The organism is Actinomadura sp. NBRC 104412, from assembly GCF_030269515.1.
Lineage (GTDB): Bacteria > Actinomycetota > Actinomycetes > Streptosporangiales > Streptosporangiaceae > Spirillospora.
Map to the genome: position 1 here is coordinate 51,780 of NZ_BSTM01000008.1, position 17,528 is coordinate 69,307.

Consider the following 17,528-nt stretch of genomic DNA (forward strand, 5'->3'; position numbering starts at 1 on the left):
GTGGGGCTCAGACGGAGGCGGGCAGGCCCAGGGCGCGCGCGATCAGCATCCGCTGGACCTCGGACGTGCCCTCGCCGACCTCCAGGATCTTGGCGTCCCGGTAGAAGCGGCCCACCGGGTACTCGTTCATGAAGCCGTAGCCGCCGAAGATCTGCGTGGCCTCGCGGGCGTTGTCCATCGCGGCGTTGGACGCGGCCAGCTTGGCGATCGCCGCCTCCTTCTTGAACGGCTCGCCCGCGAGCATCCGCGCGGCGGCGGCGTAGTAGGCCAGCCGCGCGGTGTGGACGCGCAGCTCCATATCCGCGATCTTGAACTGGATGGCCTGGTAGCGGCCGATCTCCCGGCCGAAGGCGACCCGCTCCCGCACGTACCGCAGGCACTCGTCCACGCAGCCCTGGGCCAGCCCGACCGACAGCGCGGCGATCGCGATGCGGCCCTCGTCCAGGATCCGCAGGAACTGCGCGTAGCCGCGGCCCCGCTCGCCGACCAGGTTCTCCGCGGGCACCCGGACGTCGTCGAACGACAGCTCGCGGGTGTCGGACGCCGACCAGCCCACCTTGGAGTACTTCCTGCCGACCGTGAAGCCCGGGGTGCCGTTCGGGACGAGGATCGTGGAGATCTCGCCGTCGCCGGTGAGCGCCGTGACGGTGACGAACGCGGTGATGTCGGTCCCGGAGTTGGTGATGAAGGACTTCGAGCCGTTGATGACCCAGTGGTCACCGTCCAGCCGGGCGGTGGTGCGCATGCCGCCGGGGACGTCCGAGCCGCCGCCGGGCTCGGTCAGCCCGAACCCCGCCAGCCGCTCGCCGGACGTGAGCCGCGGCAGCCACTCGGCCTTCTGCGCCTCCGAGCCGAACCGGTAGATCGGCATCGCACCCAGCGACACCGCGGCCTCCAGCGTGATCGCCACCGACGAGTCCACCCGGGCCAGCTCCTCCAGGGCCAGGCAGAGGGTGAAGTAGTCCCCGCCCATGCCGCCGTGCTCCTCGGGGAACGGCAGGCCGAACAGCCCCATTTTCCCCATCGCCGCGACGATCTCGTACGGGAACTCCTCCCGCTCGTACAGGTCGCCGATCACCGGGGCCACCGACTCCCGGGCGAACCGCTCGACCGTGCGCCGCAGTTCCTCCTGCTCCTCGGTGAGCGTGAAGTCGATCATGAGTGCACTCCGTCCATGGTCGCGGCCCTCGTCACGTGCTCGCTCCTGTGCTCGTCCCTGTGCTCGCCTTTTCGCCGTCGTCCGCCGGGGACAGGGCCTGGACGACGCGGGACGGGCTGGGACGGCCGAGGCGGCCGGCCATCCAGCGGCTGGTGGCGACGAGCTTGTCCAGGTCGACGCCCGTCTCGATGCCGAGCCCGTGCAGCATCCACACCAGGTCCTCGGTGGCGAGGTTGCCGGTGGCGCTCTCCGCGTACGGGCAGCCGCCGATCCCGCCCGCCGAGGCGTCCACGGTCGTCACCCCGGCGCGGAGCGCGGCGAGCGTGTTGGCGAGGGCCTGGCCGTAGGTGTCGTGGAAGTGGACGGCCAGCCGCTCGGTGCCGACGCCGGCCGCGACCATCGCCTCGATCAGCGTGGTGACCTGGCCGGGCGTCCCGACGCCTATGGTGTCGCCAAGGCTGATCTGCGAACAGCCCAGCTCCGCGAGACGGGACGCGACGGACACGACCCGGTCGATCGGCACCTCGCCCTCCCACGGGTCGCCACAGGCCATCGAGACGTACGCGCGCACCCACAGGCCGTCGGCGAGGGCGCGCTCGATGACCGGCGCGAACATCGCCAGGGACTCCTCGACCGTCCGGTTGAGGTTGCGGCGCGCGAACGACTCGGTGGCGCTGGCGAACACGGCGATCTCGGTCACGCCGTTGGCCAGGGCCCGGTCCAGCCCGCGCTCGTTCGGCACCAGCGCGGGGTAGCGCGCCGACGGCGAGCGCGGCAGCACGTCCAGCAGGTCCTCGGCGTCGGCGAGCTGCGGCACCCACTTGGGATGGACGAAGCTCGTGGTCTCGATCGTGCGGAGTCCCGCGTCGGCCAGGCGCACCACGAACTCGGCCTTGTCGGCGACCGGGACGATCGTCTTCTCGTTCTGCAGCCCGTCGCGCGGCCCGACCTCGTAGATCGTCACCCGCTCCGGCAGCCCCTCCATCGGCACCCCCGTGTCTCCCCATCGCCTCCGGGGCGCCGTCCGGCGTCGCCTTCCCGCCTCGCTCCGGCCGCTCGTTCCTCGCTCTCCACGCTCGTCGGTCCAGGCGGCGCCGCGCCCCTCCGGCTCCCTCATCGCTCCTCCCCCTCGATGACGGCCAGGACGGCGTCCAGGGCGACCTGGGCGCCGGCCCTGGCCGGCAGCCGCGTGACCACGCCGGCGATCGGCGCGGTGACCGTGTGCTCCATCTTCATCGCCTCGACGACCACGAGCGGCTGGCCCGCCGCGACCCGGTCGCCCTCGGCCGCCTTGACGGCGAGCACCGTCCCGGGCATGGGGCTTCGCAGCACCCCGTCCCCGGCGACGGCCGCCGCCGCCGGATCGTCGGCCCGGACGTGCTCGGCCAGCGCCCAGGCGTTCCCGTCCCGTCCCAGCCACAGCGTGTGGTCCTCGCGCGCCGCCGCGAACGTGACGGTGCGCCCCCCGTAGGTGAGGACGAGCGACGTGGGACCGCCCTTTCGCAGTGATACCCGCACCGGTGCCTCGCCGCCCACGGTCACGAGCGCGTCGTGCGCGCGGCCCTGGACGCGGACCTCCACCGGGTCCCCTCCGGCCGGCGTGATGATCCAGGGCGTCCAGGCCGGGGCGCCGGGACGCCAGCCGTCCGGGATGGCCCACGGGTCGGGATCGCCGGTCTCCAGGGCGAGCATGCGCTCCAGCGCGGCGGCGGCGAACGTTTCCGGCGGGACGGCGGAGGTCGGTGCCGGCTCGTCCAGGGAACGTTCGACGAGGCCGGTGTGCAGGCGTCCGGCGATCACCTCGGGGTGGCGCAGCAGCTCGCGCAGGAAGGCGACGTTGGTCGGGACGCCCAGCAGCGTGTACGAGGCGAGCGCCCTGTCCAGGCGGCGCAGCGCCTCGGCGCGATCCGGTCCCCATGCGATCACCTTGGCCAGCATGGGGTCGTACGACCCGCCCACCTCGGTGCCCTCGGCCAGCCCCGAGTCGACCCGGACGGAGCCGCCGGTGGACGGCTCGTCCAGGAGCAGGACCCGGCCTCCGGTGGGCAGGAAGCCGCGGGACGGGTCCTCGGCGTAGACGCGGGCCTCGATCGCGTGGCCGTTCAGCCGTACCTCGTCCTGCGTGAAGGGGAGCGGCTCACCGGCCGCCGTACGGAGTTGCAGCTCGACGAGGTCGAGGCCGGTGACCTCCTCGGTGACGGGGTGCTCGACCTGGAGCCGGGTGTTCATCTCCATGAAGAAGTACTCGCCCGGCCGGTCGGCGGAGACGATGTACTCGACCGTCCCGGCGCCCACATAGCCCACGGCACGCGCCGCCGCGACCGCGTCGGCGCCCATGCGGTCCCGTGTCGCCGCGTCCAGCAGCGGCGACGGCGCCTCCTCGACGATCTTCTGGTGGCGGCGCTGGAGGCTGCACTCGCGCTCGCCCAGATGGACGGCGCCGCCCCGCGAGTCCGCGAAGACCTGGATCTCGATGTGCCGGGGGTTCTCCACGAACCGCTCGGCCAGCAACGTCCCGTCCCCGAACGAGGCGATCGCCTCCCGGCGCGCGGCGGCGATCGCGTCGGGCAGGTCCGCGGCGTCGCGGACCAGCCGCATCCCCTTGCCGCCGCCGCCCGCGGACGGCTTGAGCAGGACGGGCAGCCCGATCTCCAGCGCGGCCCGCGCCAGCTCGTCGTCGGTCAGGCCCGGCTCGTCCCGTCCGGGCACGACCGGGACCCCGGCGGACGCGACGGTGCGCTTGGCGCGGATCTTGTCGCCCATCGCCTCGATCGCCTCGGCGGGCGGGCCGACGAAGGCGATGCCCGCGGCGGCGCAGGCACGGGCGAACGCGGCGTTCTCGGCCAGGAACCCGTACCCGGGATGGACCGCCTCCGCCCCGGTGGCGCGCGCCGCGCCGATCACCGCGTCGATGTCGAGGTGGGACGGGATGCGCACCGCCTCGTCCGCCGCCCGGACGTGCGGCGCCCCCGCGTCGGCGTCGGTGTGCACCGCCACCGGCCGGATCCCGAGCCGGCGCAGGGTACGGAACACCCGGAGCGCGATCTCACCCCGGTTGGCCACCAGGACGCTCTCGAACACGTCGTTCCCCCTGCTTCCCTACATCCGGAAGACGCCGTAGCCGACCGGCTCCAGCGGCGCGTTGGCGGCCACGGACAGGCCCAGCCCCAGCACCCGGCGGGTGTCGCGCGGGTCGATGACGCCGTCGTCCCAGATCCGGGCCGTCGAGTAGTACGGGTTGCCCTGCCGTTCGTACTGGTCGCGGATCGGGGCCTTGAACTCCTCCTCCGCCTCGGCCGGCCACGCGTCCCCGAGCTGGTCCCGGCGGACCGTCGCCAGGACGGCGGCCGCCTGCTCGCCGCCCATCACCGAGACGCGGGCGTTCGGCCACATCCACAGGAACCTGGGCGAGTAGGCCCGGCCGCACATGGCGTAGTTGCCCGCGCCGAACGACCCGCCGATCACCACCGTGAACTTCGGGACGCGCGCGCACGCCACCGCCGTCACCATCTTCGCGCCGTGCTTGGCGATGCCGCCCGCCTCGTACTCGCGGCCCACCATGAAGCCCGTGATGTTCTGCAGGAACACCAGCGGGACCGAACGCCGGTCGCACAGCTCGATGAAATGCGCGCCCTTCAGGGCGGACTCGCCGAACAGGATCCCGTTGTTGGCGACGATGCCCACCGGGTGGCCGTGGATGCGGGCGAACCCGGTGACCAGGGTCGTCCCGTACTCCTTCTTGAACTCGTGGAGGCGGCTGCCGTCCACGATCCGCGCGATCACCTCGCGGACGTCGTAGGGGGTCCGCGGGTCGGGCGGGACCACCCCGTACAGTTCGGCGGGATCGGCGGCCGGCTCCTCCGGCTCGGCCATGTCCCAGGGCCGCGCGGCACGCGGCGCGAACGTGGCGGCGATGTCGCGGACGATCGACAGCGCGTGCGCGTCGTCCTCGGCCAGGTGGTCGGTGACGCCGGACGTGCGGGAGTGCAGCTCGCCGCCGCCCAGCTCCTCGGCGGTGACGACCTCGCCCGTGGCGGCCTTCACCAGCGGCGGCCCGCCCAGGAAGATCGTGCCCTGGCCGCGCACGATCACGGCCTCGTCGCTCATCGCCGGGACGTAGGCGCCGCCCGCCGTGCACGAGCCCATCACGGCGGCGATCTGCGGGATGCCCTCGCGGGACATGGTGGCCTGGTTGTAGAAGATGCGCCCGAAATGCTCCCGGTCGGGGAAGACCTCGTCCTGGAGCGGCAGGAACGCGCCGCCCGAGTCCACCAGGTAGACACAGGGCAGCCGGTTGTGGAGGGCGACCTCCTGCGCGCGCAGGTGCTTCTTCACCGTCATCGGGTAGTACGTGCCGCCCTTGACCGTGGCGTCGTTGGCGACCACCACGCATTCGCGGCCGGCGATCCGCCCGATCCCGGTGATGATGCCCGCTCCGGGCGCCTCGCCGTCGTACATGCCGTGCGCGGCGAGGGGCGACAGCTCCAGGAACGGCGATCCGGGGTCCAGGAGCGCGTCCACCCGGTCGCGGGGGAGGAGCTTGCCGCGCGCCACATGCCGCTCGCGCGAGCGCGGCGGCCCGCCCTTCGCGGCCTGGTCGAGGCGCTCGCGCAGCTCGGCGGCCAGCGCCTCGTTGTGCGCGGCGTTGCGCTTGAACGCCTCGTCGCCGGGGTCGGCGCGGGTCGCCAGGACCGGTGGTCCGCTCATCGCTCGCTCACCCGCCGTTCTTCGTACGGTCGCCGGCATCGCCGGTTAATGATGATTAACAATGGCGATGTTAAGGCACATTAACAACGCCAGTCTAGACTGTTCTCATGACCCAGGCCACCGGCGAACCCCCGCACCCGCCCTCGTCCCCGCCCTCGGCGAGCGCGGCCGGCGCGCCGGGCCCGGTGAACCCGCGGAGGGCCGAGATCCTGGCGGCCGCCGCCGAGCTGTTCGCGCGCCGCGGCTTCCACGGCGTGTCGATCGGCGACCTCGGACGCGCCGTCGGGCTCACCGGCCCCGCCCTCTACCGGCACTTCCGCGGCAAGGAGTCCGTGCTCGCCGAGATGCTGCTGGACATCAGCAGGCGGTTGCTGGACGAGGGCGTCCGTCGCGCCGCCGTCCCCGACCCGGCGGAGGCGCTGGACGGGCTGCTGCGCTGGCACATCGCCTTCGCCCTCGACAACCCGGCGCTGATCACCGTGCACGGCCGGGAGCTGGACAACGTTCCGGAGGCCGCGCGCAACCAGGTCCGCAGGCTCCAGCGGGCCTATGTCGAGGAGTGGGTCGGCGTCCTCCAGCGCCTGCGTCCCGAGGAGCCCGCCGACCGTACGCGGGCGGCCGTCCACGCCTGCTTCGGCCTGCTCAACTCGACCCCGCACAGCGCCACGGACCTGGACCGCGAGGCCATGGCCCGGCTCCTGCACGCCATGGCCCACGCGGCCCTCCGAGCGCCTCGCGGCTGACCGTCCATGGGTGCCCGGGCGGGCGAGTAACCGCGCACTTATCTTTGGACCGTTCCCAGCCTTGACTTCGCGTACCGGACATAGCTGCATGGACTCCATCGGCGACCACGCCGTCCGGCACGAGGAGACCGCATGGGAAGTACGGAAGTCGAAGGCGTCAGCTTCTACGAGATCGCGGCCGCGCACCCCGACCGTCCCGCGTTCCTGGGCGGGGACGCGCCCGCCACCTACGGCGCGCTGCACGCGCAGGTCAACCAGCTCTCCCACGCGTTCGGCGACCTCGGGCTCGAGCCCGGCGGCACGGTGGCCACCGTCGTCGGCAACCGCGCCGAGTTCCTGACCGTGATGCTGGCGGCGCTGCAATCCGGCCTCTACTTCGTCCCCGTCAGCCGGCACCTCACCGCCCCCGAGATCTCCTACATCCTGTCCGACAGCGGCGCCCGGGCCGTGATCACCGAGGGGACGTTCGCGTCCACGGTGGCCGGTGCCGCCGCCGAGGCCGGCATCCCGCCCACCGGGCGGGTCACCATCGATGCGCCCGCGGACGACGGTTTCACCGGCCTTACCGAGCTGATGGAGGGACGCCCCGAAGAACCGCCCGCCGCGCGCAAGATGGGCTCGGTGATGCTCTACACGTCCGGCACGACGGGCAAGCCGAAAGGGGTGCAGCGCCCGCTGCTGGACTACCCGCCCGAACTGCCGATGACCGTGCTCAGGCAGACCCTCGTCAAGCACCTCGAACTGGAGCCCGGCGACGAGGTCCACTTGGCCGTCGGGCCGCTCTACCACTCGGCCCCGTGCATCCACGCGCTGCTGGCGCTCAGCCTTGGGCACGCCGTCGTCGTGAGTGAGCGCTTCGACCCCGAGGGCACGCTCGGCCTCATACAGCGGTACGGCGTCACCAACTCCTTCATGGTGCCGACGATGTTCCACCGGATGCTGGGCCTGCCCGCCGAGGTGCGCGCACGGTACGACGTGTCGTCCCTGCGGCAGGTGTACCACAGCGCCGCGCCGATCCCCGTGGACACCAAGCGGCGCATGCTCGACTGGTGGGGCCCCGTCCTGTACGAGTACTACGGCTCCACCGAGAGCGGCCCCGTGGTCGTCGCCCGCCCCGAGGAATGGCTCGACCACCCCGGCACGGTCGGCCGTCCCGTCGAGGGCGTCGAGATCAAGATCTTCGATGGGTCCGGCACGGAGCTGCCGCCCGGCGAGCCCGGCCTGATCTACGCGCGCGGCCAGGGCGGTTTCGAGTACCACGACGACCCCGACAAGACCGCCGCCAGCATGCTCGGCGACTACTACACGCCCGGCGACATCGGGTACCTGGACGCCGACGGCTGGCTCTACATGAGCGACCGCCGCACCGACCTGATCATCTCCGGTGGCGTGAACATCTACCCGGCCGAGATCGAGGCCGCGCTGCTCCAGCACCCGGACGTCGGCGACGTCGCGGTCATCGGCGTACCGGACGAGGACTGGGGCCAGAGCGTCGTCGCCCTCGTCGAGCCCGCGGACGGCGCCGTCGCGGGCGACGAACTCGCCGCCGCGCTGCTGGCCCACTGCGAGCCACGGCTGGCCCGGCTCAAGCATCCACGGCGCATCGAGTTCCGCCCCTCACTCCCGCGTACCCCGTCCGGGAAACTGAGCCGCGCCCGCGTCCGGGAGTCCTACCTGCGGGAACTCGGCGACAAGGGGGAACAGCCGGTGCCGTGAGACGAAAGGGGCGAAATCGCCCCGCGATGCATCGAACGCCTCACGGCGCGCATGCGTACAACGGCACATGACGGACCAGAAGGTCGCTCCGCTCGGCGATGACGTCATCCCCGCTCGGACCGCTCGCGGCGCGGGGCCGACCTCGGCCCGCCATGCCCGCCGCTCCCCGACGGCCGCGCCCGAACCGGGCGGACCCGGGGGCACGGACCGCGGCACGCCGGCCGGTTCCCCGGCCGACGATGCGAGCGGCGCGGTCCGTGACCCCGCGGCCCCGCCCACGGAACCGGCCACGGGGAGCGGCGTGCCGGCCCCCCGCCACGCACGGCAAGAGAACACCGACCGTCCTTCGGATCCGGACGGCCACGCGACACCTGCCGCCCCGTCCACCATGACGGGAGCGAACCCGACCGTGCCGTTCTCCGCGCTCAACGCCTGGGCGAAGGCGCCGCTGGCGGCGAGGCAGCCCGACCCGGAGCCTCCCTCGGTGGTGACGCGGTGGGACACGCCCGTGATCCGCGACCTCGAGGACGCTCTCCAGCGCGATAACGAGCGCGATAAAGAGAAGGAGGAGACCGGGGAGCGGCCCGCCGACACCACCGCGGTCTCACCGTGCGCCAACTGCGGACGTCCCGTCCCCCAGCCCGGCCACGGTTCCCGGACGGTCCGCTACTGCCAGGACAACGGCGGCGCGTGCGGCGAGGCGGCCCTTCGCCGCCGCGAGCAGAACCTCAACGCCCCCGGCGTGACCGGGCAGCTCGCCTGGGCGTGGGCCATGGTGGACCGGCTGGAGAGCATGACCGAACGGCTCGCGGGCTCGCTGGCCTCCGAACTGAGCGTCGCCGGGGCCCGCGCGGAAGCCCTCACACAGGCCGTCACCGCTCACGAGGAACGCGACGCGGCGCGCGGCCAGGCCGAGACGGCGCTCCGCCAGGCCGCCGTCGAACGGGCGCGCGCCGAGGCCGCCGAACGGGACGCCGCCGCGGCCCGCGCCGCCGCCGAGCAGGCGATCGCCGACAGGGACGCCGCGCTCCGCGAGTCCGCGCGGGCCAGGGAGGCGTCCGAGCAGGCCGAGGCGGCACGGGCCGCGGCGGAGAACGAGCGCGACCGGGTGCTCGGACGCGAACGCGACCTGCTCGAAGCCCTGGAGGACGCACGCTCGGAGCTGGTCGAGCTGCGCGCCCGCGTCTCCGAGTCCGAGAAGATCATCGAGGTGCGGCGGATCGAGGCCACCGAGGCGCGCCGGTCCACCGAGGACCTGCGCGCCGCCGTCCGCGAGGCCGAGACCAAGCGCGGCCAGGCGGTGGCCGACCGCGACCAGATCCAGGCGCGCCTCCAGGAGTGCGAGCAGCACAAGTGGCAGCTCGCCCGCGCCGTGGAAGACCTCCGCGCCGCCATCGCCACCCTCACCGTCGAACGCGACGCCGCCCGCGACGAGGCCGAACGTGCCCGCCGCCGGGTGGACGCGTACGCGCACATGACCACCCCCCACACCAGCATCCGCCCACCGGTCGAGCAGGAGCCGCCTACCGGACTGCATCCGCTGAACGGTATGCACCTGCCCCCCGCCGGTTGAGCCCAAAGGAGGTGGTGTCTCTCCCACACAGCTCTGGCCCTACGGCCGCCGCGCCGCACCGGGGTGGCGCGGCGGCCGGTCACACCCCCACTCAAGGCAACCAACACCTACACCGCCACACCACACGCCCACCCGAACCGCGAGACCGCCCAACGTCCCCTCCTCATCTGCCCGCCGGAGAGGGTCGGGCGCCCATGGAGTCCGTGTTCAGTGCGTACGCGGGCGTCGGAATGCGCGTTGGCGTGCTGCCTGCGGCTGACTGGCGTGGAGAGATCATGTGGAGTTCGGTGACGTTCTCCTCTCGTGGTGTCAGTTGGGTGTGCGTGTGCGGTCCAAGGAGAGGATCGGGCGTCCATCGGGTCCTGGTTCGATGCGTACGCGGGCGTCGAAATGCTCGGCGATGGCGTCCCGCGTCAGGACCTCACCCGGCGGGCCCGCGGCGGCCACTCGTCCGCCCGACAGCAGCACCAGCGCGTCGGCGTACTGACCGGCCAGGGTCAGATCGTGGATCGTGGACAGCACGGTCAGCCCGTCGGCCAGCCGCAACTGGTCGATCAGCTCCATGACCTGCTGCTGGTGACCGATGTCCAGCGCGCTCGTCGGCTCGTCCAGCAACAGCACCGACGTCTGCTGGGCGAGCGCGCGGGCCAGCACCACCCGCTGCCGCTCACCGCCCGACAACTGGTCCAGCGGGCGCGCCGCGAGCCCCGCGAGGTCGAGCCTTTCCAGCACCTCGGAGGCGACCGCCCGGTCACGGGCGCCCTCGCGGCCCAGATGCGGAATGTACGGGGAACGGCCCAGCAGGGTGTAGTCGAAGACCCGCATCCCGGCGGGCAGTCCCGGGCTCTGCGGCGCGTACGCGAGCAGCCGTGCCCGTTCCCGCGGCTTGAGCGCGCGCGGATCGGTGCCGGCGACCGTGATCTCGCCCCGTCCCGACCGTAATCCCAGGATGGCGCGCAGCAGCGTGGACTTGCCCGCCCCGTTCGGGCCGATGACCGCCGTCCACGACCCGGACGGTACGTCCAGGGAGACATCGTCGAGCACCTTCCGTCCCCCCAGGGAGACGTCCAGCCCACGGATCGCGATCGTCACGGGCCGACCTCCCTGCGGGTGGCGCGCAGCACCGCCACGAAGAACGGACCGCCCACGAACGCCGTCACCACGCCCAGCGGCAGCTCACCGGGCGCGACCACGCTCCGCGCCACCAGGTCGGCCACGCCCAGGAACGCCGCGCCGCCGAGCAGCGACAGCGGCAGCACCACCCGGTACGAACCCCCTGCCAGGCGCCTCACCGCGTGCGGGACGACGATGCCGACGAACCCGATCAGTCCGCTCACCGCCACCGCGCACGCCGTCGCCAGGGACGCGGCGACGATGACGACCAGCCGTACCCGCGGCGCCGGAACCCCCAGCGACTCCGCTTCCTCGTCGCCCACGCTCAGCACGTCCAGGAGCCGCCCGTGCAGGAGCAGCACCACGCTGGACAGCAGCGCGTACGGTGCCACCATTCCGAGCTGCCGCCAGTCCGCGGAGCCCACGCCGCCCAGGATCCAGGAGTAGATGCGCTGCAACTCCTCCGCCTTGGCCTGCTGCAGGAACGTCTGGACGGCCGCGAGGAAACTCGATACCGCCACCCCGGCGAGCACCAGCGTGGCAGCCCCTCCGGCGGCCATGCTCCCCAGCGCATAAGCCATGAGCACTCCGCCGATGGCCCCTGCGAACGCGGCCACCGGCACGGCGTACACAGGGTCGCCCGGCATCATCACGATGACCAGGGTCGCGCCCACACCGGCCCCTGCCGCCGCCCCCAGAAGGTACGGGTCGGCCAGTGGGTTACGGAACACTCCCTGATAGCCCGCGCCGGCCATGGCGAGCAGCCCGCCGACCAGCGCCGCCATCAACACCCGGGGCAGCCGCAACTCGAACAGCACGTTGCGCTCGATGACGCTGAGTCCCGAGTCGACGTCCACGAACGGCAGCCGATCCAGCAGCTCGCGCAGCACGCCGCTGACCGGCAGGCCGGCGGCGCCCACCACCAGCCCCGCGACAAGCGTCACCAGCAGAAGGACAAGTCCCACGCCCAGCGGCAGCGGCCGCAACCGCGCAGGCGTCACCGGTCGGCCGGGGCCTTCCGCACCGCGTCTGCGATGGCCTGGACGAACTCGGGCAGGCGAGGACCCCAGCGGGAGGCGATGGCATCGTCCAACTCCACGACGCCACCACGCTTCACGGCCGTCAGGTCCTTCCACCCCGGCCTCTTGGCGACGGCCTCCGCGTTCTGTCCGCAGCACTTGGTGTCACCCAGGAACACCAGATCGGGGTCGCTCTTCAGCAGGTATTCCTGGGACAGCTTCGGATATCCGCCGGCCGCCTTCTCGGCGCCGTCCGCGATGTTCTCGAGTCCGAACAGCCCGTACACCTGCCCGATGAACGTCTTGGACGTCACCGTGTGCAACTGGTCGTCCAGCTCGTGGTAGTAGCTGAGCCCCTTGGCCTCGCCGCCGGACCCGACCGCCTGCTGGATCTTCGCCCGCATCTCGCCCGTCAGCTTCCTGGCCTGCTCGGCGTGCCCGGTGGCGATCCCCAGGTCCATGATCTCGTCGTACGCCTCGTCCAGCCTGGTGGCGGACGGCTCCAGCAGCACCGGCACCTTCACCTTCTCCAGTGCCTGCACGATGCCGTCGATGTCGTCGGACACCACCACCAGATCGGGCTTGTAGCCGACCACCGCCTCGGCATTCGGCTTGAACCCCGACAGCTTGGTCTTCGGTGCGTTCGCCGGGTGGTCGGAGTACTCGTCCACCGCCACCACCTGCGCGCCCGCGCCGATGGCGAACAGCGTCTCGGTGTGCGTCGGCGAAAGCGACACGATCCGCTTGGGCCGTTCCGGGATCGTCACGCTCCCGTTCGCCGCCTGGACCGTGACCGCCGCACCCCCTCCCGGACTCCCGCCGCCCTCATCGGAGCAGCCGGCCGCGAACGACACGACACACATCACCAAAGCCGCGCCGAGCGCACATACGGATCTCAAAGGGGCCTCCAGGGCGTACGGGAAGGCACAACCCGTCGCCATGGAGACGGATCGCCTTCCGCGAGGTCGATGAACGTCCACGTGCACGGAGGCGACCTGGCTAGCCCCCCAGAAGGGGCATCACAGTTGCGGGACAGCGCCGGAATCACACCGGACTTCGCTCCATACGCGCTCAAACCGCACGCTACCAGCCCTCATCTCCCACCCCGCCCCCAGGCCCCCAAAGCCGGTGAACGGCGCTCGTGGCCCACCACCACCCCGACTCGGCATCATCAGCTTCCCCGAGCCTCGCCGACCTGTCTGCCGGGCCGCCGCCGTGGTCGGCCGCGTTACCGGCGCCGACCACGGACGCCGACCGCGAGCCAGCGCCGCCGGGGTTTGGGGCGGGGGAGTCGGTCATGTCTGGTTTGGCGACCACCATGGTTGTGCGTTTGTTGAGTTGTGGTGGGTTGGCGGTCGTGGTGGAGGCCCGTGGCTCGTTGGTGCTGTCACACGTCGCCCAGGTAGAAGCGGGTGCCTTGGTCGTCGGTGCATTCGGCGAGGGTTCCGTAGGGGTGGCTTTCGGGGTCGGAGGCGGTGCCACCGGCGGCGCGGACGCGGGCCACGGCGGCGTCGATGTCCTGGACGGCGTAGACGGGGACGACGGTCGAGGTGTCGTGGCCGCCGTGCATTCCGGTCATGGGGTACACCTCACCGCCGCCGCGCGACCGGACCGACCAGCCGTCCGGGACGCGGCCCGGGACGAAGTCCCAGCCGAGGACGGCGCCGAAGAAGGCTCGGGCACGCGCGGAGTCGGGGACCTCCATGGTCAGGTACGTGACCTCGCCCGCGGCCGGGTCGGCGGGACGGGACGGGCCGGCGGTGCCCGCGCTGGTGGTGTCCTCGCAGACGGCGAAGGCGAGGCCCTGGTCGTCGGTGCACATCGAGATGGTGCCGTACGGCTCCTCGCTGGGCTCCTCGGCCTCACCGCCGGCCTCGCGGACGCGGCGGACCGCCTGGTGGACGTCGTCGACCGCGAAGCAGAGGAACATGGTGGGGTGCTCCTGGCCGCCCCAGATGCCGAGGTCCTGGGTGGGCAGTCCCTCGACCCGGCGGCTCTCCGGTATGCCGCCGGGGACGATGCGCCAGTCCAGCACGGAGCCGTAGAAGGCGGCGGCCCGATCGGCGTCCGGAAGCCGGAGTGAGGCGTAGGAGACGTCACCGTGCCGCGGACGTGACGGAACCCCGGGCGGCGAGGTCACCATCCAGCGGTGGCCGAACGGGTCGTTGATCACACCGTTGCGGCCGTGCGGGTAGTCCGCGACGGGACGGGCCAGCTCGGCGCCCTCCCGGACGGCGCGGGCGACGACCGCGTCGACGTCCGGGACGCGAAGGTAGATCGACTGGCTGGGGCCGCCACGGGCCTTGGGGCCGAGCAGGCCCAGTTCCGGCCATTCGTCGGCCAGCATCAGCACGGAGTCGCCGATGGCCAGTTCGGCGTGGCCGACGCGACCGTCCTCCATCACCACGGGTTCCGCGTGCTGCCGGGCGCCCAGCACCCGCATGTACCAGTCGATGGCGCGCCTGCCGTCGTCCACGCAGATGTAGGGGGTGAGTGAACGGACGTGGGCTTCCAACGGGGAAACGGTGCCGGGCACGGTGTCCGGGGTCGTTTCGGTGCTCGTGGTCATGGTCGTGCCTCCTGAAGGTTGGAGCAGTTCCTGCCGGATCCGTTCGCGCAGCCTCGCCGCGAAATCCGGATCGGGATCGACGGGGGTGATCGGCATGCGGAGGGCCTCCAGTGGGTCAGTCATCGCGGCCCCCCTCTCCAGCGCAGTACTCGTCATAGGCCCGGCGGAACGCGGCCCGCGCCCGTACCAGCAGCGCCTCGGTGGCGTGCAGGGTACGGCCCAGATGCGCGGCGACCTGCGGAACCGTCAGCCCGTCCAGGTAGCGCAGCGTCAGCGCGGCCCGGTGGTGCGGCCCCAGCGCGCCGAGGACCTGCCGGGCCAGCAGCGCGTCCAGGCGCTCGTCCCATGGGTCGTCGGCGCCGTCCTGCCCGCCGTCGATGACGCGCAGACCGCGCTCCTCGCGCGCCGCGCGCCGCCAGTGGTCGGCCAGTTTGTGCCGTGCCACCCCCACCAGCCAGGCGACGGACATCTCCGGCGGGGATTCCTTGCGGACGGCCTCGACCGCGGCGAGGAACGTCTCGGCGGTGAGGTCCTCGGCCAGGGCTCGTTTTCCGCACCGCGACAGGAGGTAGCCATAGACCTCGGGCAGCGCCTCGTCGTACAGCGCGAGCAGCGCCGGGCCCGGGTCCGGCTCCACCTGCTGTCTCGGCCGTCCCATACTCCTCCATCGCACGGCGCGCCGATCCTCCGACGCCCCACGACAAGATTTTTCTGCCCTTCACGGAGAGTGACCATGCCCGCCCGGCGGCGTTCGCCGTGGCGTCGCGGGAATGTCGCCGATGGCCGGGGTACGACTCAGGTCGTGTCGACCATCACCGTTCGCGGCGGCGACCCGCCATTCGGACATTCACGAAATTCCGCGATGATATGGGCGTGAGGGATCCCGAGCCGCTGACCCTGTTCACCCAGGACGGCGTGCGTATCGACGCAGGCCACAGTCCTGGTGACTCCGGGTTGTGCATCGTGGTGGCGCATGGTTTCACCTGCTCCTGGCGCCAGCCGATCCTGCGACGGATCACCGGTGCGCTCAACTCGCACGGGGGTGTGATCGGGCTGGATCTCCGCGGTCACGGTCGCTCAGGGGGTCACTCTACGGTGGGTGACCGGGAGATCCTGGACGTCGACGCCGCCGTGGCCGCGGCCCGGCGCCGTGGCTACGAGCGCGTGGTGGTCACCGGCTTCTCCCTGGGCGGTGCCGTGGCCGTACGGCACGCCGCCCTGCACGGAGGTGTCGACGCCGTGGTCTCGGTCAGTGCGCCGGCACGCTGGTACTACCGCGACACGGTGCCGATGCGCCGCGTCCACTGGGTGATAGAGCGTCGCATGGGCCGCCTTGCCGTGCGCCTCGCCAGGGGTACGCGCGTCGCCTCAAGAGGATGGAATCCAGAGCCCGAGGCACCGTACGTTGTGGCGCCCCGCATCGCTCCAGTGCCCCTGCTCGTCGTCCATGGCGATGCGGATCCGTTCCTTCCGCTGGAACATGCCCATCAGCTGTACGGCGCGGCGCGCGACCCGCGCGAACTATGGATCGAGCCTGGCTTCGGGCATGCCGAGGTGGCGGCCACACCCGACCTCATCAAGCGGATAGGGGAGTGGGCCGTCGCGCAACGCTGAGCCACGTCCTCCCATGGCTCGATGACGCTTATCGCTTCGCACGACGTAGTGCGGCTCGGGCGTGCTGCCTATTGCGCCGATTCTTGCGGTTTCGGCTCAGACGACCGCGTTGAGCGTCCGTGCAAGGCGGTCACACCCGCTGTCGCCGCCGCGAGCAACACCAGCGCCAGCAACGCAGGGATCAGGACTACGACCAGACCCGCAAACAAGGCCAGTACGCCACTCACTATGAGGACGATCGGCGGTCGGCCACCGATCCGCACCCGGATGGCCGCCGCGGCCAACAGGAACAGCCCCACGCCCCCGGCCAGTGACCATCCCTCCACGCCATGCAGGGGCTCCGACAGGTCGTAGTGTTCGGTGTCGGCCACCTGGTGAAGCGCCGTCTCCACGCCGAGCGCGGTGAGAACGACACCGGCGACCAAGGGCAGGTGCAGGAACGTGTACACGTTGCTGGCCAGCAGGGTACGTTCATCGCCGTCCAGGGCCGTCAGGCGTTCCTCGGCATCGGCGCTCAGCCGCTTGAAGTACAAGCGCCACAGCCCGGCGGCGATCAGCAGCGCCGCCACCGCCCCGGCCAGCACCTCAAGGGTGATGGGGAAGCCCCGCACGCCGACGCCGATCGCCGTGATGGACTCGCCCAGCGCGATGATCAGGATCAGGCCGTGGCGTTCGGCGAAGTGCCCGGGCGAGGTCACCCGCCAGCCGGACCCGCCGACGAGATAGATCGCCACATAGTCGAGGACCAGCGCGCCGAGCCAGATCAGTATCTGGGTGGCGCCACTGAAAGCACTTCCGATCAGCAGCAGCGCGAACGGCGGCGCCACCGAGGTGAGCGCCGTCCGGCGCAGGACGGCACGGAGCTGCGGATCGTTGGGATGTGCGATCCAGTACGCGATCAGGTGCAGCGTCCGGAGGAGGCCGTAACACAGGACGAACACCAACGGCGCGTCCACACCGCCCTCCGCGTCCGCGTACACCTCCGAGACCGTCATGGAGACGATCAGGACCGCGCTCATCACGACCAGCAGCACGCCGAGCAGCGCGCCGGTATCCGCGCGTATGACGTTGCCCAGCCAGGCGAAACAGCACCAGCACCACCACAGCAGGCCGATCACGACGGCGCCGCCGAGCAGCCGCAGTGGCGTCGGGTCCTCTGCGAGCAGCGCGGTGATCTGGATGAGGGCGTAGACGAAGACCAGGTCGAAGAAGAGCTCCGCAGGGGTGACGCGGTGGTCGTCGTCGGTGGCGACCATCCTGGGATGCGCGTTGTCCCTGGCCATGACTGTCCCCGTTCTATCCCGCCTTGTCGGAA

Annotated in this window: 14 protein-coding genes; 4 read left to right on the plus strand and 10 right to left on the minus strand. The window is 71.9% G+C overall.

Annotated elements, in window-relative coordinates; genetic code table 11:
* Positions 1 to 7: 7 nt before the first annotated feature.
* The 4 genes from QSK21_RS12455 to QSK21_RS12470 form a co-directional block, all read right to left on the minus strand.
* Positions 8 to 1,159 carry an acyl-CoA dehydrogenase family protein gene (locus QSK21_RS12455; protein WP_285695757.1) on the minus strand — a complete coding sequence of 384 codons (1,152 nt, stop codon included), beginning with the start codon at positions 1,157 to 1,159 and terminating at the stop codon, positions 8 to 10.
* A 31-nt stretch (positions 1,160 to 1,190) separates the two neighbouring features.
* Positions 1,191 to 2,144: a hydroxymethylglutaryl-CoA lyase gene (locus tag QSK21_RS12460; RefSeq protein ID WP_285695758.1), complete on the minus strand. Its 954-nt coding sequence runs from the start codon at positions 2,142 to 2,144 to the stop codon at positions 1,191 to 1,193.
* A gap of 128 nt (positions 2,145 to 2,272) precedes the next feature.
* Entirely contained in the window at positions 2,273 to 4,240 is a 1,968-nt protein-coding gene (locus tag QSK21_RS12465) for an acetyl/propionyl/methylcrotonyl-CoA carboxylase subunit alpha (RefSeq protein ID WP_285695759.1), read from the minus strand.
* Between the two features lie 18 nt (positions 4,241 to 4,258).
* A complete protein-coding gene (locus QSK21_RS12470) occupies positions 4,259 to 5,866 on the minus strand; it encodes a carboxyl transferase domain-containing protein (protein ID WP_285695760.1) in 1,608 nt (535 codons plus the stop codon).
* Positions 5,867 to 5,973: 107 nt separating this feature from the next.
* On the opposite strand from QSK21_RS12470, the gene QSK21_RS12475 reads away from it, so the two are divergent.
* The 3 genes from QSK21_RS12475 (at position 5,974) to QSK21_RS12485 (ending at position 9,898) form a co-directional block, all read left to right on the plus strand.
* Positions 5,974 to 6,609 (plus strand): SACE_7040 family transcriptional regulator, encoded by a 636-nt coding sequence (locus QSK21_RS12475; RefSeq protein ID WP_285695762.1) that lies wholly within the window; start codon positions 5,974 to 5,976, stop codon positions 6,607 to 6,609.
* Between the two features lie 132 nt (positions 6,610 to 6,741).
* Positions 6,742 to 8,325, plus strand: coding sequence for an AMP-binding protein (locus QSK21_RS12480; RefSeq protein WP_285695763.1), 1,584 nt, complete (start codon positions 6,742 to 6,744; stop codon positions 8,323 to 8,325).
* A gap of 388 nt (positions 8,326 to 8,713) precedes the next feature.
* Positions 8,714 to 9,898 (plus strand): hypothetical protein, encoded by a 1,185-nt coding sequence (locus tag QSK21_RS12485; protein ID WP_285695765.1) that lies wholly within the window; start codon positions 8,714 to 8,716, stop codon positions 9,896 to 9,898.
* Between the two features lie 309 nt (positions 9,899 to 10,207).
* On the opposite strand, the gene QSK21_RS12490 is transcribed toward QSK21_RS12485, so the two are convergent.
* The 5 genes from QSK21_RS12490 to QSK21_RS12510 all read right to left on the minus strand — a co-directional run bounded on the left by QSK21_RS12490 (position 10,208) and on the right by QSK21_RS12510 (position 15,257).
* Entirely contained in the window at positions 10,208 to 10,990 is a 783-nt protein-coding gene (locus QSK21_RS12490; RefSeq protein WP_285695766.1) for an ABC transporter ATP-binding protein, read from the minus strand.
* Positions 10,987 to 12,012: a FecCD family ABC transporter permease gene (locus QSK21_RS12495; RefSeq protein WP_502871552.1), complete on the minus strand. Its 1,026-nt coding sequence runs from the start codon at positions 12,010 to 12,012 to the stop codon at positions 10,987 to 10,989. Before QSK21_RS12495 ends, QSK21_RS12490 begins: the two co-directional genes overlap by 4 nt.
* A complete protein-coding gene (locus QSK21_RS12500) occupies positions 12,009 to 12,893 on the minus strand; it encodes an ABC transporter substrate-binding protein (RefSeq protein ID WP_285695767.1) in 885 nt (294 codons plus the stop codon). Before QSK21_RS12500 ends, QSK21_RS12495 begins: the two co-directional genes overlap by 4 nt.
* Before the next feature lie 524 nt (positions 12,894 to 13,417).
* Positions 13,418 to 14,722 carry a VOC family protein gene (locus QSK21_RS12505; RefSeq protein WP_285695768.1) on the minus strand — a complete coding sequence of 435 codons (1,305 nt, stop codon included), beginning with the start codon at positions 14,720 to 14,722 and terminating at the stop codon, positions 13,418 to 13,420.
* Positions 14,715 to 15,257, minus strand: coding sequence for an RNA polymerase sigma factor (locus QSK21_RS12510; protein ID WP_285695769.1), 543 nt, complete (start codon positions 15,255 to 15,257; stop codon positions 14,715 to 14,717). Before QSK21_RS12510 ends, QSK21_RS12505 begins: the two co-directional genes overlap by 8 nt.
* A 215-nt stretch (positions 15,258 to 15,472) precedes the next feature.
* On the opposite strand from QSK21_RS12510, the gene QSK21_RS12515 reads away from it, so the two are divergent.
* A complete protein-coding gene (locus QSK21_RS12515; protein ID WP_502871553.1) occupies positions 15,473 to 16,213 on the plus strand; it encodes an alpha/beta hydrolase in 741 nt (246 codons plus the stop codon).
* A gap of 68 nt (positions 16,214 to 16,281) precedes the next feature.
* Here QSK21_RS12515 and QSK21_RS12520 read toward each other — a convergent pair whose 3' ends face one another.
* Complete coding sequence (locus QSK21_RS12520) at positions 16,282 to 17,496, minus strand: low temperature requirement protein A (RefSeq protein ID WP_285695771.1); 1,215 nt, start codon at positions 17,494 to 17,496, stop codon at positions 16,282 to 16,284.
* Positions 17,497 to 17,528 lie beyond the last annotated feature (32 nt).

What these genes read in the sequence shown, in the direction of transcription:
- QSK21_RS12475 (WP_285695762.1), top strand. Translation starts at nt 5,974, where the DNA reads ATGACCCAGGCCACCGGCGAACCCCCGCACCCGCCCTCGTCCCCGCCC.
- QSK21_RS12455 (WP_285695757.1), bottom strand. Translation starts at nt 1,159, where the DNA reads ATGATCGACTTCACGCTCACCGAGGAGCAGGAGGAACTGCGGCGCACG.
- QSK21_RS12505 (WP_285695768.1), bottom strand. Translation starts at nt 14,722, where the DNA reads ATGACTGACCCACTGGAGGCCCTCCGCATGCCGATCACCCCCGTCGAT.
- QSK21_RS12520 (WP_285695771.1), bottom strand. Translation starts at nt 17,496, where the DNA reads ATGGCCAGGGACAACGCGCATCCCAGGATGGTCGCCACCGACGACGAC.
- QSK21_RS12480 (WP_285695763.1), top strand. Translation starts at nt 6,742, where the DNA reads ATGGGAAGTACGGAAGTCGAAGGCGTCAGCTTCTACGAGATCGCGGCC.
- QSK21_RS12485 (WP_285695765.1), top strand. Translation starts at nt 8,714, where the DNA reads ATGACGGGAGCGAACCCGACCGTGCCGTTCTCCGCGCTCAACGCCTGG.
- QSK21_RS12500 (WP_285695767.1), bottom strand. Translation starts at nt 12,893, where the DNA reads ATGTGTGTCGTGTCGTTCGCGGCCGGCTGCTCCGATGAGGGCGGCGGG.
- QSK21_RS12510 (WP_285695769.1), bottom strand. Translation starts at nt 15,257, where the DNA reads ATGGGACGGCCGAGACAGCAGGTGGAGCCGGACCCGGGCCCGGCGCTG.
- QSK21_RS12460 (WP_285695758.1), bottom strand. Translation starts at nt 2,144, where the DNA reads ATGGAGGGGCTGCCGGAGCGGGTGACGATCTACGAGGTCGGGCCGCGC.
- QSK21_RS12470 (WP_285695760.1), bottom strand. Translation starts at nt 5,866, where the DNA reads ATGAGCGGACCACCGGTCCTGGCGACCCGCGCCGACCCCGGCGACGAG.